Genomic DNA, 24733 nt, shown 5'->3' with positions numbered 1-24733 from the left:
CCCGCCCCGGAAGGGAGTCCACGGCATGGCCTCATCTGCGCGCGCCAGCCGCGCCAGGGCCCAGCTCACCCTCAAGGAGCCCCCCGCCTCGGTCGGGGCCAAGCCCGGCGGGACGATCGCGAAGCTCGATCTCCAGTTCAACCCGTCGACCCTGCAGCTGGGCAAGACCACCGAGTGGCGGCGGTCCCCGTCCCGGATGGCGGGGCAGTCTGCGCTGCCCGAGTTCGTGGGCAGCGGTCCGCGCACCCTGAGCCTGGACGTGTTCCTGGACGCCACCGCCACCCACGACAACTCGGTGGAGCAGGCGGTGGAGAAGCTGATGAAGGCATGCGTGCCGACCCCGGCCAGCCTCGGCCGCAAGAAGCCTGCGAGCCCCTGGGTGCGCTTCGAGTGGGGCAGTGCGCGGACGACGTCGTTCGACGGGGTCCTGTCGAACCTGTCGGTGTCGTACACGCTCTTCGACGTGGACGGCAAGCCGTTGCGGGCCAGCTGCTCGCTGTCCATCGAGGAGGCGAGCGTCGACCCGGCCGGGCAGAACCCGACCTCCGGCGCACGCGCCGCCCGCAGCACGCACATCGTGGTGGCGGGCGACAGTCTGGCGATGCTGGCCTGGCGCGAGTACGGCGACGCGACGGCCTGGCGGGCCATCGCGGAGGCCAACGGCATCGACGACCCCATGGCGCTCGCCCCCGGCACCGAGCTCGTGGTGCCGGGCATGCAGGAACACCCGTACGAAGTCGGCGAGGAGGAACAGCGATGAGCCCGTCCGAATCCGGGGGCCGGTCGTTCGCGGCCGACCCGATCGTGGAGGCGCCCGGCGAACTGCCGCAGATCTGGGCGGCGCAACTGGTGAGCTGTGTGGTGGACGAGAACGTGGGCCTGCCGGACACCGCGGTACTCACCTACCGCGACCCCGACCACGAGTTCCTGCGCGCCACCGGTGTCACCATCGGGAGCCCGCTGCGGGTGTCGGTGATGACCGTGAAGGGGCAGGCGCGGGAGCGGCTGTTCAACGGCGAGGTCACAGCCCTGGAGATCGACCGGGACCGCACCGGCTCGTTCACCGTCGTACGCGCCTACTCCAAGGCACACCGCCTCCAGCGCGGCCGCAAGGTCGTGGCGTACCGGAACATGACGGCCGCCGCCATCGTCCGCAAGGTGGCCGCCGGCGCCGGGCTGCCTGTCGGGAAGGTGGAGGCCGCGCCGGTGACCTACAAGCAGCTGTCCCAGGCGAACGTCTCCGACTGGGACTTCCTGCAGTTCCTCGCGGGCGAGAGCGGCGCGCAGGTGCGCGTCGACGACAAGGGGCTGCTCCAGTTCACCAAGCCCGTGAAGGCCTCAGGGGCGCCCGCCCCGTCCACGTCGGCCACCCGCAACCCGATGGTCCTGGAGTACGGGCGAAACCTGCTGGCGCTGCGGGCCTCGCTGTCGGCCGCCGACGGCGCCTCGAAGGTGCAGGTGCGCGGCTGGGACGTGGCCACCAAGCGGCCGCTGGTCGCCGAACAGCCGTCCGTGGTCAGCGACACGGTGGTGCCGGGCCTCAGCCCCCAGTTCGCCGCACGGTTCGGGAAGTCCGCGGTGGCCGTCACCGACACCCCGTACCGTACGCAGGCCGAGACGACGGCGGTCGCGAAAGCGGCGGCGGCCCAGACCAGCGCCGGTTTCGGCGAGCTGGAGGCGGTGGCCGAGGGGAACCCGCTGCTGCGGGCGGGCAAGCCGGTGGCGCTCGGCAACGTGGGGCAAGCGTTCTCGGGCCGGTACACGGCGACGGCCGTGCAGCACGTCCTGGAGCCGCACGGTGGGTACCGCACCACCGTGTGGGTCAGCGCCAGCCCGGACCGCTCCCTGACCGGCCTGGTGACCGGCGCCAACGCGCCGGGACGCGGCCCGCGCATCCCCGGTCTGGCGATCGGCGTGGTGACGGACGTACGCGAGCCGAACGGCTCCCAACGCGGCGCGGTACGCCTGAAGTTCCCCTGGCTCGACGACACCTACGTCACCGACTGGGTGCGCACCGTCCAGTGGGGCGGCAAGGGGGGCGGCGGCGTGGTGAGCCCCGAGGTCAACGACGAGGTGCTGGTCGGGTTCGAGCAGGGACTGCTCGACAGTCCGTACGTCATCGGCGGGCTCTACAACGGCGTGGACGAGCCCTCACCACACGACGTACCGCTGATCGACAAGACGAGCGGCAAGGTCAACCGCCGCTCGGTGGTGTCGCGTTCGGGCCACCGCGTGGAGCTGCTGGACGCGGCGGCGCCGGGCCCCTCCGGGCTGCGGCTGGTGACCGGCGACGAGCGGCTGGAAGTACGGATGGACGACCGCCGGGACCGGATCGAGCTCACCGTGTACGCGGGGCGCAACCGTCCGCTGACCTCCGTCCTCCTGGACAAGAGCGGCATCACGCTGGACGCCGGGAAGGGCACCGTGAAGGTGTCCGGCCGCCAGGTGGACATCGACGCCACCGCCGGGGTCAGCATCGGCGGCCGGTCGGTGCGGGTGTCCGGAACCTCCGACGTCACCGTCAACGGCGGCCTGCTCGCCGTCCTCAAGGCCCGACTCATCAGGATCAACTAAGAGCCCCGCCATGGCACATGCCCCATGCACCACGACCGCCTTCCCCGAGGAGTACCCGATGCCAGCCGCAGCCCGTACCGGCGACCCCACCGTCCACGGTGGCCGGCTCGCCACGCCGCCGCCCGGCGCCGCAGCGGGGGTGGCGACGGTGCTGATCGGCGGCCTGCCCGCCGCTGTCGTGGGCAGCCTGCACGTCTGCCCGGTCCCACCGCACGCGGCGCTGGGACCGGCCAACGTGATCGTGCCCAACCCGGCCGGGCTCGCCGCGGGCGCGGTACTCATCGGCGGGCTCCCCGCCGCGCGGGCGCGCGACCAGACCACGTGCGGCGCGATGGTCCTGACCGGCGCCCCGAACGTCCTGATCGGGGGTGTGTGATGAGCGAGCGGTTCATCGGGCGCGGCTGGGCGTTCCCCCTGCGGGTCGGGCCGACCGGCAGGATCGCCCTGGTCGAGCGCGAGCAGGAGCTGGAGGAGGCCATCCGGCTGGTGCTGGGCACCGCGCCCGGCGAACGGCCGATGCGGCCCGAGTTCGGCTGCGGCATCCACGAGTACGTCTTCGCCCCCGGCGACGGCGACACCGCCGGCCGGGTCGCCCAGCAGGTGCGCGAGGCACTGGAGCGGTGGGAGCCGCGGATCACGGTGGACGAGGTCGTCGTGGCCTTCGACTCCGTGGAGGCGGGCACCCTCTACATCGATGTGCACTACACGGTGCGCACCACCAACGACCGGCGCAACCTGGTCTTCCCCTTCTACACGATCCCCTCCGAGGAGGGGGCCGAGGAAATGGTCGCGGACTGATGGCCCTGCCCTCCCCCAACCTGGACGACCGACGGTTCCAGCAGCTCGTCGACGAGGCGAAGCGGTACGTGCAGCAGCGCGCCCCGGAGTGGACCGACCACAACGTGTCCGACCCGGGCGTCACCCTGATCGAGACGTTCGCCTACCTCGTGGACCAGCTGCTGTACCGGCTGAACCGGGTCCCGGACAAGAACTACCTGGCGTTCCTCGACCTGTTGGGCATCCAGCTGTACCCGCCCTCGGCCGCCGTCGCCGACGTCGACTTCTGGCTGTCGGCTCCGCAGCCCGACACGGTGACGCTGCCCGCGGGCACCGAGGTGACGACCGCGGCCGGCGAGACCGAGGAGGCCGTGGTCTTCGCCACCGCAGACGATCTACGCATCGTGCCGAGCGAGTTGACGCGGCTGGTCACCGCACACCGCACCGGTGAGCTGACCGACCGGACCGGTGCGCTCGCCGAGGGCCGCGACATACCGTGCTTCCAGGCGACGCCCGAGCCCGGCGACGCGCTGCTGTTCGGCCTGCCGGCCGCGGCGCCGCGCTGCATGGTCGCGGTCCGCTTGGACAGCCGCGTCGAAGGCGTCGGTGTCGACCCGCGCCAGCCCCCGCTGGTGTGGGAGGCGTGGGACGGCGGCCGGTGGCAGCCCTGCGAGACCGACTCCGACAGCACCGGCGGTCTGAACCGGCCCGGTGAGGTCATCGTGTACGTACCGGCCGGACACGCCGCGTCGCTGATCAGCGGGACCCGCGCGGGTTGGCTGCGCTGCCGGGTCACCGAGCCGGAGCCCGGCCAGCCGTTCTACTCCGAGTCCCCGACCGTGCGCGAGGCCGCCGTCTTCACCGTCGGCGGGACGATGACCGTGGAGCACGCCGAGCGGGTGACCGACGTACCGCTCGGCGCGTCGGAGGGGGTGGCGGGGCAGACCTTCCGCCTCGGCCGCCCGCCCGTGCTGCTCGACGGGGAGCCCCCGGTGGTGGAGGTGTCCTCCCCCGAGGGGTGGCAGCGTTGGGACGTGGTGGAGCACTTCGGCCGCTCGGGGCCCGAAGACCGGCACGTGCGCGTGGACGCGAGCACCGGCGAGTTCACGTTCCCGCCGGTGCTGCGCGAGGCCGACGGCACCCTGCGCCCCTGCGGGGCCGTACCGCCCAAGGGCTCCCAGGTCCGCGTGGCCCGCTACCGCACCGGGGGCGGCCCGGCGGGCAACGTCTCCCGCGGCGCGATCTCCGAACTGCGCAGCTCCGTCCCGTACGTCGCCCGCGTCACCAACCGCGAGGCGGCGCGCGGCGGTGTCGCCGGGGAGACGATCGGCAACGCCAAGCTGCGGGCGCCGGAGACGCTGCGCATGCAGGAGCGTGCGGTGACCGCCCAGGACTACGAGATCATCGCCCGCCAGGCGGCGCCCTCGGTGCGCCGGGTCCGCTGCCTGCCCGCCGCGGACGGCGGGGGTGGCGCGGGCGCGGTACGGGTCCTGGTGGTGCCGGACGCGGTGGCCGACGAGGGCGACCGGCTCCGCTTCGAGCAGTTGATCCCTTCCGACCAGGTGCTCACCACGATCACCAAGTCCCTCGACGAACGGCGCCTGATCGGCACGCGCCTCGTCGTGGAGCCGCCCGCCTACCAGGGCGTCACCGTGGTCGCCCGGCTGTCGGCGCCTGTCGGCGACGCCGACCGGGTGCGCGAGGCCGCGCTCGCCGCGCTGTTCCGGCACCTCAACCCGTTGCACGGCGGACCCGACGGCACCGGCTGGCCGTTCGGGCGGCCCGTGCAGTACGGCGAGGTGTTCGGAGTACTGCAACGCGCCATCGGGGACGTGCTGGTGGAGGAGATCCGGATGTTCGCCGCCGACCCGATCACGGGTCGTCGCGGTGCCCCGGTCGACCGGATCGACATCGGTGCGGGCACGCTGATCTTCTCCTACCAGCACCAGGTGGTCGTGACGTCGCCGGAGAACGAGGTGCGCGGATGAGCCGGGCCGCCGTCCCCGGCCTGCCCAGCCGCCACCCGATCGGTGAGCAACTGCCCGCACTGTACGCCGACGACGACTTCGCCCAGCGGTTCACGGCGGGGCTGGACACGGTCCTGGCCCCGGTGTTCACGACCCTCGACAACCTGACCTCCTACCTCGACCCTCGGCTGGCCCCAGCCGACTTCCTGTCCTGGTTGGCCTCCTGGGTCGGCGCCGTCGACGACCCGCGGTGGCCGCTCGAGCTGCGGCGCGAGGCGGTCGCACGCGCGGTGGAACTGCACCGGTGGCGCGGCACGCGGCGCGGCCTGGTAGAAGCCCTGCGCCTGGTGCTGGACGTGTCCGCCGAGGTCAGCGGGGACGGCGGGGCCACCTGGTCCCGTACGGCCGGTGCCGAGCTGCCCCCTCCACCGGCCGGCGAAGTCCTGGTACGGGTGTGGCCACACCGCGAGGGAGAGGCCTACGCGGTGGACGCGGACCGGGTCCACTCGCTCGTCCGCACCCTGTGCCCTGTCCACACGGTCTGTCGGGTGGAGGTCCTGTCCGGGCCGCCCGCAGGTGAAGGGAGGTGACGGCGTTGCGTGCGTGTCCCGTGTGTGGGGCGTCCAACGGTGTGACGGACGACTTCTGCGGCAACTGCGGTGCGTATCTGGGCTGGTCGGAACGCACCGCCCCCGCCTCAGCCCCGGAGCCGATGGGGTCCCGGCCGCCCGCCGACGCGGAGTCCGACCCGCCGGGGCCCGCCGGAGCGGACCCTTCCCCGCCGGAGCCCGCTGCGACGCGGACACCGCCGCCGGAGACCCGTCCGGCCGGTGGGGAGGACCTGACCGCCGGCGGGACGCGCGATGCGCGGAGCACCCCGCAGGCACCGCCCGCCGCCGCACCGCCTGCCTCCCCGCAGGCAGCCGCCCCGCAGGCAGCCGCCCCGCAGGCAGCGGCTTCGCCGATCCCCTCGCCGCAGCCCGTCCGCCCCGCGAAGGCTGTCGCGCCGCGCCCGGCCGTACGCCCCGCTGCGAGGAACGACGACGTGGCCGGGGTGCCGTGCCCCGCCTGCGGCACGCCCAACCCGCCGGACCGCCGATTCTGTCGCCGCTGCGCGGCGCCGCTGACGCCCACCACCGCACCGGCTCCCCTGCCGTGGTGGCGAACGATCTGGCCGTTCCGCCGCCGCACACGGGCGGGCTCGGGCCGGATGGTGCGCTTCCTGGTGACCCTGACCGTGGTGCTGGCCCTGTGCGCGGCCGGCTTCCTGATGCTGCCGGCCGGACGCCACCTGCTCGAGGACACCCGGGACAAGCTCGGCAAGGCCAAAGCGGTGACCCCGACCGGCGTGGAGGCGAGCGCCGAGCTGCCCGGGCACCCGGTGACCCATGCCACGGACGGGCTCAGCAACCGCTACTGGGGCGCGCCCGGCCCCGGTGCCTCCGTGACGTACACCTTCGCCGAGCCGTTCCGTCTGGTCGACGTGATCATCACCAATGGCGCCTCGTCATCACCGGAGGAGTACGCGAAGCAGGGGCGGGCACTCCAGATCGACATGGAAGTGACGGCACGGGACGGCCAGAAGGTCCGCAGGAAGCTCACCTTGAGCGACAAGCCCGGTCCACAGGCGTTCCCCACCGGCATCAGCGACGCCACGACGATCCGTCTGACCCTCGCCGCACCCGCCGGGTCGACCCCGGACCGCCATGTCGCCCTGGCGGAGGTGGAGTTCTTCCAGCGGAGCTGACCGCCCGGCGGTCCACGCGCGAGGCTGCCCCCGGTCTCGACCCCGGGGGCAGGTCCGTCAGGCGTGGTCGACCGGGAGGACGTCCTCCGCGGGCAGGCGCTGCGATCCGGGGCGCCGGCGTCCTTTCGCTCGGCCATCCACCACTCGCGCCGAGGCCGCGCGGCTGCTGCCGGTGTGCACGGTGCGTTCATACCTCTGAGTGAGGTCGGTGGGGTTCACGGGGGCGGGAGCGAACTTCTGCTTAGGGTGACTCCTGGCGGTATGCAGCCGCTCCGACCGGCGCGTCGGCTCATGGACAGGAGCTTGTGTGGCGCAGCAGCACACGACGTCACTCCGGCTCCGGCTCCGGTATCGCTTCGACCATCTGCTCTCCGGCGGTACGACCGCGCTCATCGGCTGGCTCGCCCTGGCCTGCCTCGCCGTCGTCGTTCCGGCCAGTGCGGTCCTCGTCTGGTCCGACCGGGCCGCCCCGGCCACGCTCTCCGGCCGGCTCACCGCCGTGTGGGTCAGCGTCGGCCAGACCCTGAAGATCGGGGGTGCGGTCGGTTCCCCGCTGTACGTGCTGGCCTCCGTATCGCTCGCGCTCGTGGCGCTGCTCTTCGTGTCGACCCTGGTCAGTCTGATCACCACGGGCATCAACCGGCGCATCATGTCGCTGCGCCGCGGTCACTCCACCGTGTTGGAGACCCGGCACACCGTCGTACTGGGGTGGTCGGACCAAGTGTTCCCCGTGATCGGGGAACTGGTGGCCGCCAACGCGAACCAGCGCCGCTCCGCCATCGCCGTGCTCGCCCCGCAGGACAAGGTGTGGATGGAGGAGGAGATCTCCGCCCGCATCGGCGAAAGAGGCAGGACGCGGATCATCTGCCGCAACGGAAGCACCACCGACCCGTCCGAGCTGCGCCGGGTGAGTCCGCGCACGGCGAGGGCGGTCCTGGTGCTGCCTCCCACCGGGGACACAGGTGACGCCCACGTGGTGAAGACACTGCTCGCCCTCGACGCCGCCGTCCACGGCTCCGGGGAGGCGGAGGGGAGGACGGACGGAGAGGCGGTGGTGGTCGCCGCCGTCCGTGACTCCCGCAACCACCTGACCGCCAGGCTGGCCGCCGGACCCACGGGGCACGTCCTGTGCGTGGACGACATCGTCGCCCGACTCCTCGTTTCGACGGCCCGACAGCCCGGTCTCTCGCTGGTCTATTCGGAGTTGCTGGACTTCGACGGCGACGAGTTCTACCCGGTGGCCCCCGGGGACCTCGTGGGGCGTACGTTCGGCGAGGCGCTGCTGTCGTTCGACACGTCCTCGGCGGTCGGCCTGCTGCACGGCGGCGGGAGCGTCACCCTCAATCCGGACCCGGAGGCGACGATCGGCCCGGCCGACCGGATCATCGTCATCTCCCGGGACGACGACACGGCCGTGCGGGCGGACGTGGCCGCCCATGTCGAGCACGACGCGATCGTGACGGCCGCACCCTCGACCGCCGGGGCCGAACGGCTCCTCCTGCTCGGCTGGAACCGCCGCGCCCCGCTCGTCATCGAGCAGCTCGACCAGTACGTGGGCCCGGGAACCACCCTGGACGTCGTGGCGCTCGGCGTCCACGCGGCCACGGGCGGCGCCCAAGGGGTCACGACCTCGCGGTCCCGCCTCGAAGTCTCCTTCCACGACGGTGACATCACCGACCCGCTCACCCTGGCCAAGCTGGACGTGCCCTCGTACGACGGCGTGATCGTGATCGGTGAGACGGAGCCCGAGGCCTTGGACGCGCCCATGGCCTCCCTCGCTCCGGTGACGGATCCGCAGGCGCGGGCGGACGACAGGACGCTGGTCACCCTGCTGCACCTGCGGGCCATCGGGGACACCGCGCGGCGGGACATCGCGCTCACCACGGAGATGTCCGACGACGGCAACCGACTCCTCGCACCGGCGCAGGACGGCGCCGACTTCATCGTCAGCGGCAGGCTGATCAGCCTGCTGATGACCCAGATCTCCGAAAGCCCCTACCTCGCCGCGGTCTTCGAGGAGCTGTTCGACGCGGAGGGCCACGAGTTCCACCTCAAGCCGGCCACGGACTACGTACGGGCCGGTCATGAGGTCTCGTTCGCCACCGCCGTCGAGGCGGCACGGCGGCGCGGGGAGTGCGCGGTGGGCTACCGGCTGCGGGCAGAAAGCGCCACGGGTCCCGGCTACGGAGTGCGGATCAACCCCGACAAGCGCCGGCGTGTCCGCTTCCGCGAGGAGGACTGGCTGATCGTGCTCGCGGAGAGCTGACAGCTGAGCCGCCGCCGGGGCCGCCGCTACGCCGTGTGCACTTCCAGGGCGGTCCGCACCGCGGATTCCAGGGCTCCCTCGATCCAGGCGGGCTTGATGGAGGTGTGGCATCCGGCGAAGTGCAGGTTGCCCTCGGCCTTGCGGACATGGGGGAAGAGCTCGGTGTGCTGGCCGGGCAGCAGTACGGACGCCTCACCGTACGCGTACGGGTCGCGCATCCAGGACTGGGTGCGGCCGACGCCGGTGTAGAACACCTCGACGCGCTGCCCGAACACCTCCTGGACTCCGGCCAGGGCGCGCGGGTAGCGCTCCTCGTCGTCCAGGGAGTCCCATTTCAGGGCGTCGTCCGACCAGCTGTAGGAGGCGAGGATGACGCCGCCGGGGCTGCCTTCGACGGGGTAGGAAGGTTGGAACATGAAGCGGTTGGGGTTGTCGGTCACCGAGCCGCCGCCGATGACGCGGGCGGCCTCGGGCTGATCCCGGGTGACCACACGGCTGGCCGCGTAGTGGGCGCGCTGGCCCGCGGAGATGTGGCCCTCGGGTACGGAGGAGTGGGCGCCCAGCAGGGTTCCGTTCGCCGGGCTCTGCCCGGTCTGGTACTTGCGGTACAAGCCGGGCTGTACGGCCTCGAGCTCGCGCTTCCAGTCGGCCTCGTCGAACTCCCACCAGCGCCGGCTGAACTCGAGCAGGACCTTGGTGGCGGCGTCGTAGTGCAGCTCGGTGATCGCGCGCCGCTTGCCGTACGAGAGCGCCGGGGTGACGGGGATGTGACGCAGCCCCGAGAAGGGGACGGTGATGATGGCGGTGTCGGCGGTGAAGGTCTCGCGCCGCACGGGGCTGCCGGCGCGGCCCTCGGAGACGGTCTCGACCGTGACCTTGCCGTCGCCGTGGATGATGCGGGTCGCCCGGCGGTCGAGGCGTACGAGGTCCTTGACGCGCGCGTACATCGCGTCGGCCAGGGTGGCGGTGCCGTCGGGCAGTTCGTAGAAGGCGGTGTCGGGGCTGATCAGGGACGCGCCGATGAAGCTGTGCACGAAGGCGAGGTGCAGGCGGGAGGTGAGGTTCTCGACGGTGCCGATCAGATCGATGGTCCGCTCGTCGAGCTTGGCCTCCTCGGTCAGGAAGCGGTACATCGACATGTGGCCGTAGCGCTGGATGACGCGTGCCCAGCCCTCGACGAGTTCCTTGTCCTTCTTGCCCTCGATCTCCTTGCGTACGGGGGCGAAGGCCTCGCGGACGATCTGCGAGGCGGGCACGGACTCGTACGCCTGCGGCACTCCGAAGGAACGATTGAGCGCCTGCGGGGCGCGCGCGTAGTCGGCGCGGCGGACACGGATGCCGTTGACGTGGATCCACGTCCGGTAGGCGGGACGGCCGGCCGCGTCGACGTCGACCAGGTGGAAGCGCCTGCGCTTGAGGCCGAGACCGTCCATCAGTCCGGTGACCAGCGGGTGGCTGTCGGGGATGCGCATCGCGCCGGCCTCGGCGTACTGCTTGGGGTCGGCGAAGGGCTGGGCGGCGCTCTCGTGGCCGCCGGTGCGGAAGGTCTTGATCCGGCCGCCCACCCGGTTGGCGTTGGCCTCGACGACGGTGACCTGGTGGCCGGCCTCGCGCAGGAGGTGCGCGGCGGTGAGGCCGGCCGGCCCGGCGCCGACGACCAGCACCTTCTTGCCGGGGCGGCGCGAGCGGGGCAGGCCGTTCTTCAGCAGGATGTCGGCGTAGCGCGGTACGAGCGGCTGGTCCTGGTCGTCCCGTACGAGGATGGCCCGGGCGATCGTCAGGCAGGTGCCCCAGTCGGCCACCGCAGCGCCGGGGACGGCCTGCGAGGTCTCGGCGGAGGTGACGGCCACCGTCAGCCCGCCGGCCGCCGCGACGGCGGCCGCGCCGGCGATGACGGTACGGCGGGAGGGCCGGCGGGAGGGCGCCGGCGCGGGCTCGCTGGAGGCTCCGGAAGCTTCAGGGGTTTCGGAGTTGGCATCGGGATCCATGATCATGACCCAACTCTTGCCGCCCGCGCGGCCCGCAAAGGCCGGAATACGCCCGCGCGGGCAAGGACCACCCGGACGTGCGAAGCGCTCCGCCTCGCGCTGACGAACTGGGTTTCGTACGAGCGGCCTTGGGGCCGTCAGCCGTGGTTGACCGGGAGGACGTCCGGGGAGAGGGCGCCGGCGTGGACCGCGGCGGAGGTCATGCGCTTGCGGTGGTGGCGGCGGCAGAGGACCTCGTAGCCGATCTCCCCCGCCGGACGGCTCACGTCACCGACCACCACCTGCGCGCCCTCGACCACCGTCTCCCCGCCCACCGTACGGGCGTTGTGCGTGGCGCGGGCACCGCACCAGCACAGGGCCTCCACCTGGAGCTGCTCCAGGCGGTCCGCCAGCTCGACCAAGCGCTGCGAGCCGGGGAACAGCTTCGTGCGGAAGTCCGTCGTGATGCCGAACGCGAACACGTCCAAGCCCAGGTCGTCCACTATGCGGGCCAACTGGTCGATCTGGACCGGGGCCAGGAACTGGCCCTCGTCCACGATCACGTAGTCCGCCTTGCCGCCCGCCGAGAGCTGTGCGACGAGGTACGCGTACAGGCCATCCCCTCCTGCTCCTCCGCCGCCTCCGTCACCAGCCCGAGCCGCGACGACAGCTTGCCCTCGCCCGCACGGTCGTCACGCGTGAAGATCACACCCTGCAGGCCGCGCGCATCGCGGTTGTGGGCGATCTGGAGCGCCAGCGTCCTTTTGCTCGTGCATCCGCCAACTTGCAGGGGCGCCGCCACCGGTCCGTCGCCGGTCGACCCGCGATAAACACCACCTGATCTCTGACGAAGCGGGGCCCAACTCAAGATCATCACGGCTGCGGCCGACGTCACCGACGTCCCCGGCCGACCGTCACCAGTTCCCGTAGTCCTCCACCATGGTGGCGATCAGTGCCGTCAAGGCGTCGGCCCGTTGCCGGTCCTCGTGCTGGTTGCGCAGGGCCTCGTCGACGGCTCGCAGCCGGGCCAGTGCGGCGGGCTCCTCGTCCACCAGGTCGTCCACCACCGGCGTGGTGGTCAGGTCCAGGCATTCGGTGAGCAGGCGACGGGTGGCGGGACAGGGCGGGTTGGGGTCGGGGGCAGCGAACCCGGAGGTCAAGTACCGGGCAGGGTCGGTCAGGCTCCAGCCGACGACGGCGCCGCGCTGGACGAGGAGCGCCACGTCCGGGGCGATGCCGATACGGGCATCCAGCGGCTCGTCGAGGACGTCGAGGTCGCGCAGGCCGGTCACCACGGCATCCTTGGGAGCGCGGCACAGCACGGAACACGTCTCATGCCGGAAGTCCCGGAACTCGTCTGCGCGGAGCCCGCCCGAGCGTACCGCTGGAATGAGGGGAAGCCGGGCGGAGTCCTCGGCAGAGGCAGACTCTCCCGGCAGCTGAAACTCGGCCCCGACCAGCTGCCGGCCGACCGGGTCGAACCGGAAGACGTCAGGCGCGTCCCAGAGCCAGTCCTGGCTCCCGAAGGTGTCCAGGAGCCACCGCTCGCGTTCCTTCACGTCTGCGTACCGTGCGACGTGCACGGAGGTGCCGAAGCGGGGGGTGATGTGCAGCGGATCGTCCGTCACCGTCGCACGCCAGTCGCCATCGAACGTCAGCTTCATGGTCATTCCTGCCTCATCTGATCTGCACTGCAGGGGCCATGTATCCGCCCTTGGCAGGAATCCTGCCTTCCACGATGTCCTCGTGGGTAATCGGCCTACCGGGGTCCGTGGGCTTGCCGCCGAGCGCCTCCGCTCCTGATTCACCCTTGATGCCCGACGGTCCGTACGCCGTGATCGCCTGGCCTTGGGTGTTGCCCGGCCCATCGATCACGACGATGTCCTCACCCTGCCGGAAGGTGAGCCTTCCGGCAGTGCCGGTCGAGTGGTACACCGCGTCCGGGTGCTTCAGGATCTCCATGACCCGTTCGTCGCTGAAGGCGTGCCTCGTGTCCCCGTGGTAATCACCGTGCTTCTTGAACCCGCCGTCCTGCGCCCTCTCGATGACGCCGTCCACGATCTTGTCGATCCGCTTCCTGGCCTTCTCCTCCTTCGTGCACTTGGGCGCGAGGCCCAGGGGGTCACACCCGCTGTGCGGGTTGTCCACGTAGGCGACGGGGTTCGGTGCGGGGGCCAGGCCCAGGGGGTCCGGGGAGGTGTAGCGGCCACTCTCCGGGTCGTAGTGCCGGAAGTAGTTGTAGTGGAAGCCGGTCTCGGGGTCGTAGTACTGGCCGGGGAAGCGGAGCGGGGTGTAGGTGCTGCTGTCGCGGGCCCAGGCCGTGGTGCCCCACAGGGTGGCCCGGGAGCGCCACGCGATGTCGCCGGACTGGTCGATCAGTTCGGTGGGGGTGCCGATGAGGTCGGTGGCGATGGCGAAGAAGCGGCGGTCGATCTCCTCCTGGCGGTCGTCCGCCGTGAGGATGCGCTCGGTCTGGGCCAGCGGGACGTCGCCGCGGTGGTCCCAGGTGAGGGTGACCGCGTTCGACTGGTCCTGCTGGTGGCTGCTCTGCTCACACAGCGTCAGACCGTCCCAGGTGAACAGGACCTCCTCGACCACGCTCCCGCCGTCGGCCGCCAGGCGCTGCTTCGCGGTGCGGCGGCCGAGCGGGTCGTAGCGGTACCTCCAGCGGGTCCCGTCAGGGGTGGTCACCGAGGTCAGGCGGTTCTCCGTGTCCCACGTGTAGCGCCACGTGTCCGGCTTGCGGGAGAGCCGGGTCTTCTGTCGCAGGGTGACCCGGCCGAGGGCGTCGTACTCGAAGCGGACGTCTCCGGCGCGGGTGAGACTGGTGCCGGTGTAGGTGCGCGGTCCGGTGGCTTCGCTGCCGGGGTGGCGGGACGGCCAGGATGCCGAGGTCTGGTTGCCCGAGGCGTCATAGGCGTACCGCTCCGTCCAGCCCTGGGCACGGACAGCGGTGACCCGGCCGATACGGTCGAGATCGAAGGTGCGGGTTCCTGACAGCCGGTCCGCGACGGAGGTCAGGTGACCGTCGGCGCGGTAGGCGTAAGCGCGGCTGTTGACGGTGCGCCCTGCGGCGGTGATGTGTTGCTCGGAGAGCCGTCCGGCCTCGTCCCAGGCTGAGGTCATGGTGATCGCGTCGCCGAAGACACGGGCCAGCTCGCGTCCGGCCGCGTCATGGGTGAACTCGACTCGGTGGCCGCCGGTGGTGAGGCGCTGGGCCTGTCCGGCGGCGCCGTAGGCGTAGGAGGTGACGTGCCCGGTGGGCGTGGTGCGGCGCGTGCGGCGGCCCAGGGCGTCGTACGCGTAGCTGATGGGGCGGCCGTCGACCAGTTCGGTCTTGGTGAGTCCGCGACGGTCGTACTGGTACCGCAGGTCCCCGTCCGGTCCGGCCGCCTCCAGCAGGCGCCCCGCCGGATCGTAGGTGTAGGTCGTCACCACCCGTCCGTCGACGTCCTTGCTCGTCACCTGTCCGAGCTGGTCGCGCTCGAAGGATACGGTCCCGCCGAGCGCGTCGGTGCGAGCGGACAGCCGGCCCGCGGCGTCGACGCGATAGGCCAGAGCGCGTCCGTCGAAGTCGCTCTCGGAGACGATGTTGCCGACGGCGTCGTAGGCGTAATCCCAGGTCAGTCCTTGCGGGTTCGTGACACGGGTGAGGCGTAGCCCCGCGTCGTGCTCGAACTCGTAGCGTGCGCCATCGGGTCCGGTGCGGGCGACCGGCAGGTCAAAGTGGGTGTACTCGAAGCGAGTGACTCCACCCGACGCGTCGGTGCGGGTGAGGAGGTTGCCCTCGCCGTCGTAGGTCCACGACTCCGTGGCCCCGTCGGGGCCGGTGCGCCGGGCTAGCTGTCCGTCGGCGTGCCATTCCAGGCGGGTGACGCCGCCCACCGGATCGGTGATGCGGACCGGCCTGCCGAGGGCGTCCCGCTGGGTGCGGGTGACCGCGCCGGCCGGGTCGACCACCTCCACGGGCAGCCCCGCCGCATCACACACCACGCGGGTCGTGGCGCCCTCGGCATCGGTGAGCGAGGTGAGCCGGCCCCCGTGGTCGTAGGTGTAGCGGGTGGTGGCGCCGGCCGGGTCAGTGACCGTCGTGCGGTTGCCGCGCTCGTCGTACTGATGGACCATGCGGGAGCCGTCCGGGCCGGCGACTTCCACGGGGAGGCCGAATCTCCCGCGTATGGTGCGCAGTTCGCTTCCGTCAGGGCGGGTGGCGGAAACGGGTCGATCGTCTTCGTCGTAGGAGAAGGCGGTAGTGAGGCCCAACGGGTCGGTGCGGGTCAGAAGGTTGCCGCGCGGATCGTAGGTGAAGCGGGTGGTGTGGCCGAGTGGGTCGGTCGTGGCCAGGACCCGACCGCCGGGGCCGAACAGGTGGCGGGTAACCTGCCCTTCGGCGGTCGTGAGCGTGGTGGTGTGGTGACCCGTGTCCGGATCCGGATCGGTGTACGACAGGGTGATCTCGACGTGGCCGGCCTCGCCGCCCTCCGCCACGACGCGGTCGCGCTCGTCGTAGACGTAGTCGTACCGGCTTCCGTTGGAATCGATCCAGGCGATGACGCGGCGGCGGTCGTCGTACACGAAGGTGGCAGTGGCACCCGAGGGCTTGGTGACCGAGGTCAGGTTGCCGTCCTCATAGCCGTAGCTCATCAGGGGCAGATTCGTGCCGCTCGGGCCGGCCAGGGACAGAGAGGTGACCAGGCCGTCGGTGACGGAGAGTTCCACCTGGTGGCCCGCCGAGTGGACCAGGGCCAGCGGGCGGCCCTCCTCGTCCCGGTCGACGGTGATGGAGTGGCCGTTGCGTTCGGTGATGCCCGACAGCCAGGCTTCGCCGTCGCCTCCCGGTTCGACCCCGGGCGGGGCGGTGAAGTGGAAGGTCAGGCCGCTGTCGGGGTCGGTGACCGCGTAGTCGCCGTCCACGTCGCGGGCCAGCAGGGTGCGGGCCCCGCCCTCTTCCGGTTGTGTGGGCACACCGGGGGCCGGGTGAGGGTACGGGATCAGAAGACCTTCGGCGGTGACGTGAATGATGCCGGCCGCATCGATCTCCAGCCGCTCGTCCACGGTGGACGTCCAGGCGGGCCCCAGGAAACGGCCGACCGCGCTGCCGGACTCGGTGCGGCGGGTGAAGACCAGTGGCAGGATGCCGGGCAGCTCGATATCGGTCTGGGGCAGGAACATCCGGCCCGTAGCCAGGTCGACCGGGTCGGTCCCTTCGCACTCCTTCTCGCCGTCCGGGGTCTTGTGCTGGTCCGGTCCGTCCTTGTCGAGGCCTCGCCGGCCGGGCCCTTTGAGGTCGTCGAGGTGCTTGGCCGTGGAGCCGATCTTCTTGAGAGACCCCAGCCCCTTGGAGCCGATCAGCTCCGGGATCATCTTGCCGATGCCCTCGGAGGGGTCCTTCATGAACTCGTCGAGCATCTGCTTGCCCGCGCCCAGCGGATCGTTGGCCATCGTGACCAGACCAGCCGCCGTCGAGTTCAGATTCGTCACGTACTCGGCCGGGTGCGTCAGGTTGTACGGGTCCATCGGGTTCAGCGCACGCGCGAAGTTCACGATCCCCGCCGTGCCCTTGATGACACCACCCGCCAGATGCGTCTTGGCGAGGTCCATGTAGTCCATGCCGTCGCCGAGCTGCTTCGCGTACGAAGGCTTCGGCGGAGCCGCGTCCCGCGCCGCCCGCACCGCCGTACGGACCGTCTCCGCCACGTCGTTGCGCTGCTTGCGGGCCGTATCCAGCTTGTCCTGCGCGGCCGTCGCGATCGCGGTCCCCGGATCGGTGAAGTTCTCCGAGGGGCGCGGCGGCAGTGGATCCTGCTTCGCCTTCAGCGCGTTGTTGTAGGTGTCGACCAGCTTGTTGTGCGCGGTGCGGGCCTCGGTGGAGACCTTCTTCGCCCGGTTGTACTCCTCCAGCGCCTCCTTGGCCTGCCCCTGCGCCCACTCCACCGTCTCCGCGAACCGGCCCATCGCGTCGGCAGCCTTCCCGAAGGCCTCGGCCGCCTTGAACCAGCGCGGCGGCTCCCTCGCCACCGACTCCCTGAAGGAATCCGCCGTCTTGCCCTTCAGCCCGTTGCCGACCTTGTCGAAGGACGCCTTGAAGTCATTCAGATGGGAAACCTGCGCGCGTATCTTCGACACACTGCCGTAGACCAGCCTGTTAGGGTCCTCGGTCTGGCCCAGCTCCAGCTCCGCGACATCCGAGCCGAGCCGGTTGGCGGCGGAGCGGCTCTTGTCACGGATCCAGTCCCCGGCGTCATCCAGGCCGACCTCCTCCGCCAGATCGGCCGTCTTGTCGCCGGCCCACTCGACCGCGTCACCGACCTTCTCCGCACCCTTCTCGACGCCGTCCTCGATGACGTCCGGAACGAAATCCCGCCATCCCATCAGCGACCGCCCCTGTCACGCTTCGCCTGCTCCAACAGGTCGTTGATCGAACCGATCCTCCCGTTGGACTTCAACTCCTCCCCCGTGTCCGACCAGGTCTGGCCCATGTCCTTCCTGCTCTTCTCGAAGGACTCCGCACTGAAATCGGGCTTGTAGACGTCCGCAGAGAAGATCTCTCCCCACGGCTTCTTCTCGATCTCGTCCTCCGACGCGTGCGGATTGCCGTACGCGGCGTTCGCGACCACCCGGAACGTGCCGTGGAGGTACTGCTCCTCCTCCCACACCGTCCCCGCCGCGATCCCCAACGACCGGGCCAGCGTGCTCGCGTCCTGGACCAGGCTCCGTACGCCCCATTCCCAGCGCTCACAGAAATCCTCGAAGTCGGCGGCCAGACCCGGGTGCCCGGTCTCCATCCCCGTCATCGCCAGGTTCTCGAAGCCCGCCCCCATCGAGGCGCCGGCCGCGTCCCCCGACTCGCGCAGCTCCCCGATCGCCGCCCGCAACCCGTCCTGGATGTTCTTGACCGCCGCCGGGGAGACTTCGAGGTCTCCGTCCCCGGCCATCAGGCCACCGCCCCGGGAGCCAGGTCCACGGCACTGCCGTCAGGCACGATCCCCGCGACCGGCGGGAAGAACATCGACCCGTCCTCGTCCGCCACGTTCACCACCACGCCCGCCGGACCGTCCGCCGCCGGAATCACCGCATCGACCAGCCGCGCGCCCAGCACCGAGAGGAACTACCACTCCCGGGCGAACTCCCCACGCGCCCCTGCGAACCGGGCCAGCGCCTCCTCGTCCGTGAACGCGTAGATCCACCGGATTCCGCCCGACGCCGCCGACATCAGGCCGCCGTCGGGGCCGTCGGCCAGCGGAACCAGCAGGACTGCACGCCGGAACTCTCCCAACAGGCGTGCCGGATCACCCGATCCGTCCCGTGTCGCGGCGATCTCTGCGGTCAGTTCCATGGGCTGCATCCCCCCAGCGCCCGTCAGCGTCCTGGAGGAACACGCTATCGGGGACCCCGCCGGTTCCCCCGGGCCCCCCGCCAAGGACCCCGTCAGGCGTGGTTGACTGGGAGGACGTCCGGGGAGAGGGCGCCCGCGTGGGCCGAGGCGCTCGTCATCTGCTTGCGGTGGTGGCGGCGGCAGAGGACCTCGTAACCGATCTCCTCCGCCGGACGGTTCACGTCGCCGACCACGACCTGGGCACCCTCGACGACCATCTCGCCGCCCACCGTACGGGCGTTGTGCGTGGCGCGGGCGCCGCACCAGCACAGGGCCTCCACCTGGAGCTGCTCCAGGCGGTCCGCCAGCTCGATCAGGCGCTGCGAGCCGGGGAACAGCTTCGTGCGGAAGTCCGTCGTGATGCCGAACGCGAAGACGTCCAGGCCCAGGTCGTCCACGATGCGGGCCAGCTGATCGATCTGGGCCGGAGCCAGGAACTGCGCCTCGTCCACGATCACGTAGTCCGCCTTGCCGCCCTTGGAGAGCTGGGCGACCACGTACGCGTACAGGTCCATGCCCTCCGGCGCCTCCACCGCCTCCGTCACCAGGCCCAGGCGGGAGGACAGCTTGCCCTCCCCCGCGCGGTCGTCGCGGGTGAAGATCACGCCCTGCAGGCCCCGCGCGTCACGGTTGTGGGCGATCTGGAGCGCCAGCGTGCTCTTTCCGCAGTCCATCGTTCCGGAGAAGAACACCAGCTCGGGCATGGGGAAGAGGGCCTTTCAGTGGGTGCGAGCCGGGGGCGGCAGCGGCGGAGTGTCAGGAGCGGATTTCGAGCAGCGGGACGAGCTGCTCGGCCGGGGTCATGGAGCCGTGCATTCCGGCGAGCGCCGACTCGTTGGGCTCGGCCCGCGAGGCGGTGATCGCGACGTCCGCCTGGGCGGCCGCGATGACGTCGCCGATGCGGCCCAGGACCCGCTCGTCGCATGCGCCCGGCGCCCCGAACCAGCCCAGTTCCAGGGCCTCCTCGCGGCTCGCGATCCAGAACCGGTCGCCCAGCACCTCGCGCCAGACGGTCAGGACGTCGGCCTCGGCCCCCGGTACGGCGTACACGTGCCGGGCCCGGCCCTCACCACCCAGCAGGGCCACGCCCGCGCCGAGTTCCCAGTCGTCGTCGTAGTCGATCCGGGAGTCCTCGTCGAAGGGGATGTCCACCATGCCGTGGTCGGCGGTCACGTACAGCGCGGTGCGCGGCGGCAGCTGCTCGGCGAGCCGCTGGACCAGCCTGTCGACGTACATCAGCTGGCCGCGCCAGGCGTCGGAGTCGACGCCGTGCCGGTGGCCGGCCCCGTCGAGCTCGCTGTAGTACGTGTACACGAGCGAGCGGTCGCCGGCCCCGAGGCGCTCGGCCGCGAGGTCCATGCGCTCCTCGCCGGTCATCCGGCCGAGGAAGGTCCCGCCGCTCAGCGCGACCTTGGTGAGCGGGGTGGTCTGGAAGGCCGGCGAGGACACCTGTGCGGTGGCCACTCCCGCCGCGTCCGCCTGCTGGAATACGGTCGGGTACGGCTGCCAGGGCTTGGGCGGGGTCCACGGGTGCCAGCGGAGCTGGTTCATCAGTTCGCCGGTGGCCGGATTGCGCACGGTGTAGCCGGGCAGGCCGTGCCGCGCGGGCGGCAGGCCGGTGCCGATGGAGGCCAGCGAGGTGGCCGTGGTCGCCGGGAAGCCCGCGGTGACCGGGCGGCCGGTGCCGCCGCGCGAGGTGGCGAGGAGCGAGGTGAGGTACGGGGCCTCGTCCGGGTGGGCCTTGATCTGCTCCCAGCCCATGCCGTCGACCAGGAACACGCAGTTCCGGTCGGCCGGGGTCAGCTCGGCGATCGAGGCCTCGAAGCCGGGGACGCCCTGGCCGGCCACGAGGGTGGGCAGCAGGTCCGCGAGGGAGCCGGTGCCGTACTCGGGGACGGGGGCCCCGGCGAGGTCCAGCAGTTCCGGCTCGTCATGCCAGCCCTGCACGGCCGAGTGCGCCATCAGCGGGCGGGGGTGGCGGACGTGGCCGCGGTGGCTTCGGAGAGTGCCTGGGCGAAGAGCAGGGTCTGGCGGACCGCCTCCGGGCCGTCACCGGCCTCGCTGACGCGCAGGCTGAGGTCGTCGGCGGTGGAGTTGCCGGTGTAGCCGTGGTCGGCGTCGCAGTTCTGGTCGCCGCAGGCGGCGGGCTCCAGGTCGATGCGCGAGACCGCGCCCCAGCCGATGGTCAGGACGACCTCGCGGGGCAGGGTGCCGGGGGTGTAGGACTCCGGGTTGGCGACGACGCGGCTGAGCACCACGGAGGAGATGCCGGCCAGCTTGACCGACTCGGTGGAGGTCGTCGCGTACGGCGACGGGGAGCCGGCGTCGGCGGCCTGCTCGTCTGTGTGGCTGACGATGAAGCGGTTGCCGGTCAGGACCAGCACGGTGACGTGCCGGCGCACCTCGTTGGCGTCGAAGGTCGTCTCCTGGTGGACCAGGTACGACGAGATCGGCTCGCCGCCCACCGCGGCCTCCACGGCCTCGGCCACGAGGGCCGGGTAGTAGCCGCTGCGCTCGATCGCCGTGCGCAGCCCCTGGGTCGTCGTACCGGATTTCGCCATGTGGTCCATCCTAAGGCCCGTACGGGGTACCCCGGCGCTCCCGGAGCTCAGTAGCTGGGCAGGGTCCGCGGGCCGAGGTCACCGCGGGCGGGCGGATGCGCGACGCGGACGCTCGCGCTGAGCACGGACAGCCCCTCGGTGGCGACGACGACGGGCTCCAGGGCGACCCCGACCACCTCGGGGTGGTCGTCGACCAGCCGGGACAGGCGCAGCAGCAGCTCCTCCAGCGCGGGGGTGTCGACGGGGTCGCTGCCGCGCCAGCCGAAGAGCAGCGGGGCGGTGCGGATGGAGCGGATCAGACCGGCCGCGTCCTTGTCGGTGGCCGGGACGAGCCGGTGCGCGGTGTCGCCGAGCAGTTCGGAGGCGACTCCGGAGAGTCCGAAGGAGAGGACGGCGCCGGCGGCGGGGTCGATGACGGAGCGGATGACAGTGTCTACGCCGCGGGGGACCATCGCCTGGACCACGGGAAGCAGCTCCTGCGGTTTGCCCAGCGCCTGGGTCAGCTCCTCGTAGGAGCGGCGCAGCTCGACCTCGGTGGTGAGGTCGAGGCGGACGCCGCCGAGGTCGGCGCGGTGGCGCAGGTGCGGGGCGGTGGTCTTCAGCGCGACGGGGTAGCCGAGGACCTGGGCGGCCCGGGCCGCGGCCTCCGCGCTGGGGGCGGGGAGGGTGGGGAGCACCCGGATCCCGTAACGGGCGAGCAGTTCTCGGGCGTCGGCGGCGGCCAGGGTCGCCGCCTCGTGCTCCCCTACGCCGGCCAGCAGGCGGGAGAGCTGCCCGGCGGCCCCGCTCTCGTCGATGTCCTCGTACTCGGGGACCTGCCCGGCCTCGGAGTTGCCCCGGCGCCACTGGCCGTACCGCACGGCCTCGGCGACGGCCTTGACGGCCCGCTCGGCGGCGGGGTAGCTGGGGATCCGCCCGGGGCCTGCGGCGGCACCGGACACGGGGCCGGGATCGGGCGCGGGCGCGGACTGCGGAGCCGGCTCCGGAGCGGGCCGGGGAGCGGCCGGGCGGGAGGCGCCGAGCACCGGGCCGGTCGCGGCTGAGAGGGCTTCGGCCAGCGCGCCCAGCTCCACGTGCACGACCGCCACGGGCTTGCCGGGGTGTGCGGCGGCCGCCGTCCGCAGGGCCTCCGCGAGTTCGTCCGCCAGGGCCTCCTCGCTCACCCACGGGATCGCGGTGACGACGACGGCGTCGTTGTCCGGCGAGGCCAGCGCCGTCGCGACGGCCGCGCGGAAGTCCTCGGGCGAGGCGGCTGTCGTCAGGTCCAGCGGCGGCAGCGGCCGGAGCCCTTCCGTCAGGCAGGCGTCGTAGGTGAGCACTCCGAGTGACTCCGAGTTGCCGAGGATCGCGACCCGCGGACCCGCGGGTACGGGCTGCGACGCCAGCAGCAGGCCGACGTCCACCAGCTCGGTCACCGTGTCGACCCGGATCACGCCCGCCTGCCCCAGCAGCTCCGACACCGTCGCCTCGGACAGCCGGGTACCGGTGACCACGTGCCCCGCCGGGGTGTGGCGGCCGCCCTTGGCGACGACCACCGGTTTGACGGCCGCGGTGCGCCGGGCGAGGCGGGTGAACTTCCTCGGGTTGCCCAGGGTCTCCAGGTACATGAGCGCGACGTCGGTCGCCTCGTCGTCGTACCAGTACTGGAGGATGTCGTTGCCGGAGACGTCCGCCCGGTTCCCGGCGGAGACGAAGGAGGACAGCCCCTCCCCGCGCCGCAGCAGCCCCGAGAGCAGCGCGATGCCGATCGCCCCGGACTGGGTGAACAGGCCGACCCGTCCCCGCGCGGGGGCCGGAGCGGGAGCGAGGGAGGCGTTCAGCTCGACCTCGGGCGCCGTGTTGATCACCCCGAAGGCGTTCGGCCCGATCAGCCGCATCCCGTACGAGCGCACTTGCCGCACCAGCTCGCGCTGGCGGGCCAGACCCTCGGCGCCGCTCTCCCCGTACCCGGCGGAGAGCACCACCAGCCCCTGCACCCCGTGCTCCCCGCAGGCCGCCACCGCCTCCGGGACCCGGTCCGCCGGGACCGCGACCACCGCGAGGTCGACCGGGGCGCCGATGTCGCCGACCGCGCGGTAGGCCCGTACGCCGTCCAGCAGGTCGGCCGCGGTCGCCTCGTTGACGGCGTAGAGGTGGCCGTGGAAGCCGCTGTCCCGCAGGTTGCGCAGCGCCGCCGCGCCCACTCCCCCGCCGGAGCGGCTGACTCCGATCACCGCCACCGATCCCGGGGCCAGCAGCCGCTGCACGGAACGGGCCTCGGCGCGCTGTTCGCGGGCGCGCTGGACGGCGAGGGACTCGGCGGTGGGTTCGAGGTCGAGGGTGAGGTGGACGGAGCCGTCCTCGAAGCTGCGCTTCTGCTGGTAGCCGGCGTCCGTGAACACCTTGATCATCTTGCCGTTGGCGGGCAGCACCTCGGCGGCGAAGCGGCGGATGCCGCGCTCGCGGGCCACCGCGCCGATGTGTTCGAGCAGGGCGGAGGCGACCCCCCGTCCCTGGTGGGCGTCCTGGACCAGGAAGGCGACCTCGGCCTCGTCGGAGGGGCCGGTGGCGGAGCGCCCGTCGGCGCCGATCCGGTCGAAGCGGACGGTGGCGATGAACTCGCCGCCGATCGTCGCGGCGAGCCCGACCCGGTCCACGTAGTCGTGGTGCGTGAAGCGGTGCACGTCGCGGTCGGAGAGCCGGGGGTAGGGAGCGAAGAAACGGTAGTACTTGGACTCGTCCGAGACCTGCTCGTAGAAGCTGACCAGCCGGCCCGCGTCGTCGGTGGTGATGGGGCGGATCCGGGCGGTTCCGCCGTCGCGCAGGACGACGTCCGCTTCCCAGTGGTCCGGGTACGAGGGGTCCGGCTCGGTGGTCATGGGGCCACCCTAAGGCTCGATCGGTTCGAGTGGCCTGGGCGCGGCGCATCAGGCAAGCTGACCCGAATCAGTGCAAGCTGAGACAGGTCGAACGGCGGGGTTTCTCGGGCCGAAGGTCGGTCCGACCATTCCGGACGCCGTGAGAGACTGGTCTAGACAATCGTAAGAACCTGAAGGGCATCACCATGGCAGAGCGCCGCGTCAACGTCGGCTGGGCCGAGGGCCTGCACGCTCGTCCCGCCTCGATCTTCGTCCGCGCGACGACCGCTTCCGGCGTCCCGGTGACCATCGCGAAGGCTGGCGGCGACCCCGTCAACGCCGCCTCCATGCTGGCGGTTCTGGGCCTTGGCGCCCAGGGCGGCGAGGAGATCGTCCTCACGTCCGACGCCGAGGGTTCCGAGGCCGAGGCCGCGCTGGACCGCCTCGCGAAGCTGGTCGCCGAGGGCCTCGAGGAACTCCCCGAGACCGTCTGACCCTTCGGGTTCGACCCGCGGGACACTCGCAGGACTTGCACGGCGGAGCCCGTCGCCCCCGACCACGGCCGGAGGCGACGGGCTTCGTCGCGTCCGGGCCCGGGAAGGGGCGGCACGGGAGCCCGGGGCCGTACGGGAGCGGGACGCCGCAACCGTACGGTCGGGCTG

General features: G+C 72.0%; 19 protein-coding genes and 1 pseudogene. 9 read left to right on the top strand and 11 right to left on the bottom strand.

Annotated features, from left to right (window positions below; all coding sequences use genetic code 11):
* Positions 1–25: 25 nt before the first annotated feature.
* The 8 genes from OG389_RS28210 to OG389_RS28175 all read left to right on the top strand — a co-directional run bounded on the left by OG389_RS28210 (position 26) and on the right by OG389_RS28175 (position 9331).
* A complete protein-coding gene (locus OG389_RS28210; protein ID WP_328301237.1) occupies positions 26–760 on the top strand; it encodes a CIS tube protein in 735 nt (244 codons plus the stop codon).
* Positions 757–2574 (top strand): VgrG-related protein, encoded by a 1818-nt coding sequence (locus OG389_RS28205; protein WP_328301236.1) that lies wholly within the window; start codon positions 757–759, stop codon positions 2572–2574. Before OG389_RS28210 ends, OG389_RS28205 begins: the two co-directional genes overlap by 4 nt.
* Before the next feature lie 58 nt (positions 2575–2632).
* The gene (locus OG389_RS28200; RefSeq protein WP_328301235.1) at positions 2633–2950 is read left to right on the top strand and encodes a PAAR domain-containing protein; all 318 of its coding nucleotides are present in this window, start codon (positions 2633–2635) and stop codon (positions 2948–2950) included.
* A complete protein-coding gene (locus tag OG389_RS28195; protein WP_328301234.1) occupies positions 2950–3372 on the top strand; it encodes a GPW/gp25 family protein in 423 nt (140 codons plus the stop codon). The genes OG389_RS28200 and OG389_RS28195 overlap by 1 nt, the downstream gene beginning before the upstream one ends.
* Entirely contained in the window at positions 3372–5339 is a 1968-nt protein-coding gene (locus tag OG389_RS28190; protein WP_328301233.1) for a putative baseplate assembly protein, read from the top strand. The genes OG389_RS28195 and OG389_RS28190 overlap by 1 nt, the downstream gene beginning before the upstream one ends.
* Positions 5336–5908 (top strand): phage tail protein, encoded by a 573-nt coding sequence (locus OG389_RS28185; protein WP_328301232.1) that lies wholly within the window; start codon positions 5336–5338, stop codon positions 5906–5908. The genes OG389_RS28190 and OG389_RS28185 overlap by 4 nt, the downstream gene beginning before the upstream one ends.
* 41 nt (positions 5909–5949) lie before the next feature.
* The gene (locus OG389_RS28180) at positions 5950–7065 is read left to right on the top strand and encodes an NADase-type glycan-binding domain-containing protein (protein ID WP_328301231.1); all 1116 of its coding nucleotides are present in this window, start codon (positions 5950–5952) and stop codon (positions 7063–7065) included.
* Between the two features lie 307 nt (positions 7066–7372).
* A complete protein-coding gene (locus OG389_RS28175; RefSeq protein WP_328301230.1) occupies positions 7373–9331 on the top strand; it encodes a CASTOR/POLLUX-related putative ion channel in 1959 nt (652 codons plus the stop codon).
* Positions 9332–9357: 26 nt separating this feature from the next.
* On the opposite strand, the gene OG389_RS28170 is transcribed toward OG389_RS28175, so the two are convergent.
* The 11 genes and pseudogenes from OG389_RS28170 to OG389_RS28125 form a co-directional block, all read right to left on the bottom strand.
* Complete coding sequence (locus OG389_RS28170; protein ID WP_328304157.1) at positions 9358–11319, bottom strand: flavin monoamine oxidase family protein; 1962 nt, start codon at positions 11317–11319, stop codon at positions 9358–9360.
* Positions 11320–11456: 137 nt separating this feature from the next.
* Positions 11457–12100 (bottom strand): annotated as a pseudogene (locus OG389_RS28165) (thymidine kinase).
* A gap of 112 nt (positions 12101–12212) precedes the next feature.
* Positions 12213–12962, bottom strand: a complete 750-nt coding sequence (locus tag OG389_RS28160; RefSeq protein WP_328301229.1) for a hypothetical protein — start codon at positions 12960–12962, stop codon at positions 12213–12215.
* Between the two features lie 13 nt (positions 12963–12975).
* Positions 12976–17670 carry a putative T7SS-secreted protein gene (locus OG389_RS28155; RefSeq protein ID WP_328301228.1) on the bottom strand — a complete coding sequence of 1565 codons (4695 nt, stop codon included), beginning with the start codon at positions 17668–17670 and terminating at the stop codon, positions 12976–12978.
* A complete protein-coding gene (locus OG389_RS28150) occupies positions 17670–18233 on the bottom strand; it encodes a hypothetical protein (RefSeq protein ID WP_328301227.1) in 564 nt (187 codons plus the stop codon). The genes OG389_RS28155 and OG389_RS28150 overlap by 1 nt, the downstream gene beginning before the upstream one ends.
* Complete coding sequence (locus OG389_RS36850) at positions 18233–18397, bottom strand: hypothetical protein (RefSeq protein ID WP_443059353.1); 165 nt, start codon at positions 18395–18397, stop codon at positions 18233–18235. The genes OG389_RS28150 and OG389_RS36850 overlap by 1 nt, the downstream gene beginning before the upstream one ends.
* Before the next feature lie 9 nt (positions 18398–18406).
* A complete protein-coding gene (locus OG389_RS36845) occupies positions 18407–18634 on the bottom strand; it encodes a hypothetical protein (protein WP_443059352.1) in 228 nt (75 codons plus the stop codon).
* Between the two features lie 92 nt (positions 18635–18726).
* Entirely contained in the window at positions 18727–19377 is a 651-nt protein-coding gene (locus tag OG389_RS28140) for a thymidine kinase (RefSeq protein ID WP_328301226.1), read from the bottom strand.
* A gap of 52 nt (positions 19378–19429) precedes the next feature.
* Positions 19430–20635, bottom strand: a complete 1206-nt coding sequence (locus tag OG389_RS28135) for an alkaline phosphatase family protein (protein WP_328301225.1) — start codon at positions 20633–20635, stop codon at positions 19430–19432.
* The gene (locus tag OG389_RS28130) at positions 20635–21234 is read right to left on the bottom strand and encodes a DUF5998 family protein (RefSeq protein ID WP_328301224.1); all 600 of its coding nucleotides are present in this window, start codon (positions 21232–21234) and stop codon (positions 20635–20637) included. The genes OG389_RS28135 and OG389_RS28130 overlap by 1 nt, the downstream gene beginning before the upstream one ends.
* Before the next feature lie 47 nt (positions 21235–21281).
* Positions 21282–24092: a bifunctional acetate--CoA ligase family protein/GNAT family N-acetyltransferase gene (locus OG389_RS28125; RefSeq protein ID WP_328301223.1), complete on the bottom strand. Its 2811-nt coding sequence runs from the start codon at positions 24090–24092 to the stop codon at positions 21282–21284.
* Positions 24093–24277: 185 nt separating this feature from the next.
* Between OG389_RS28125 and OG389_RS28120 the strand changes: the two genes are divergently transcribed.
* A complete protein-coding gene (locus OG389_RS28120) occupies positions 24278–24565 on the top strand; it encodes an HPr family phosphocarrier protein (RefSeq protein ID WP_328301222.1) in 288 nt (95 codons plus the stop codon).
* Positions 24566–24733 lie beyond the last annotated feature (168 nt).

It is taken from the genome of Streptomyces sp. NBC_00435, from assembly GCF_036014235.1.
Lineage (GTDB): Bacteria > Actinomycetota > Actinomycetes > Streptomycetales > Streptomycetaceae > Streptomyces.
The sequence above is the reverse complement of the archived record's forward strand: the minus strand, read 5'-3'. Positions and strand labels throughout refer to the sequence as shown.

Bases quoted from the DNA above. Each gene is read 5' to 3' on its own strand.
- OG389_RS28210 (WP_328301237.1), top strand. From the start codon at position 26: ATGGCCTCATCTGCGCGCGCCAGCCGCGCCAGGGCCCAGCTCACCCTC.
- OG389_RS28205 (WP_328301236.1), top strand. From the start codon at position 757: ATGAGCCCGTCCGAATCCGGGGGCCGGTCGTTCGCGGCCGACCCGATC.
- OG389_RS28200 (WP_328301235.1), top strand. From the start codon at position 2,633: ATGCCAGCCGCAGCCCGTACCGGCGACCCCACCGTCCACGGTGGCCGG.
- OG389_RS28195 (WP_328301234.1), top strand. From the start codon at position 2,950: ATGAGCGAGCGGTTCATCGGGCGCGGCTGGGCGTTCCCCCTGCGGGTC.
- OG389_RS28190 (WP_328301233.1), top strand. From the start codon at position 3,372: ATGGCCCTGCCCTCCCCCAACCTGGACGACCGACGGTTCCAGCAGCTC.
- OG389_RS28185 (WP_328301232.1), top strand. From the start codon at position 5,336: ATGAGCCGGGCCGCCGTCCCCGGCCTGCCCAGCCGCCACCCGATCGGT.
- OG389_RS28170 (WP_328304157.1), bottom strand. From the start codon at position 11,319: ATGGATCCCGATGCCAACTCCGAAACCCCTGAAGCTTCCGGAGCCTCC.
- OG389_RS28160 (WP_328301229.1), bottom strand. From the start codon at position 12,962: ATGAAGCTGACGTTCGATGGCGACTGGCGTGCGACGGTGACGGACGAT.
- OG389_RS28155 (WP_328301228.1), bottom strand. From the start codon at position 17,670: ATGGGATGGCGGGATTTCGTTCCGGACGTCATCGAGGACGGCGTCGAG.
- OG389_RS28150 (WP_328301227.1), bottom strand. From the start codon at position 18,233: ATGGCCGGGGACGGAGACCTCGAAGTCTCCCCGGCGGCGGTCAAGAAC.
- OG389_RS36845 (WP_443059352.1), bottom strand. From the start codon at position 18,634: ATGGAACTGACCGCAGAGATCGCCGCGACACGGGACGGATCGGGTGAT.
- OG389_RS28140 (WP_328301226.1), bottom strand. From the start codon at position 19,377: ATGCCCGAGCTGGTGTTCTTCTCCGGAACGATGGACTGCGGAAAGAGC.
- OG389_RS28135 (WP_328301225.1), bottom strand. From the start codon at position 20,635: ATGGCGCACTCGGCCGTGCAGGGCTGGCATGACGAGCCGGAACTGCTG.
- OG389_RS28130 (WP_328301224.1), bottom strand. From the start codon at position 21,234: ATGGCGAAATCCGGTACGACGACCCAGGGGCTGCGCACGGCGATCGAG.
- OG389_RS28125 (WP_328301223.1), bottom strand. From the start codon at position 24,092: ATGACCACCGAGCCGGACCCCTCGTACCCGGACCACTGGGAAGCGGAC.
- OG389_RS28120 (WP_328301222.1), top strand. From the start codon at position 24,278: ATGGCAGAGCGCCGCGTCAACGTCGGCTGGGCCGAGGGCCTGCACGCT.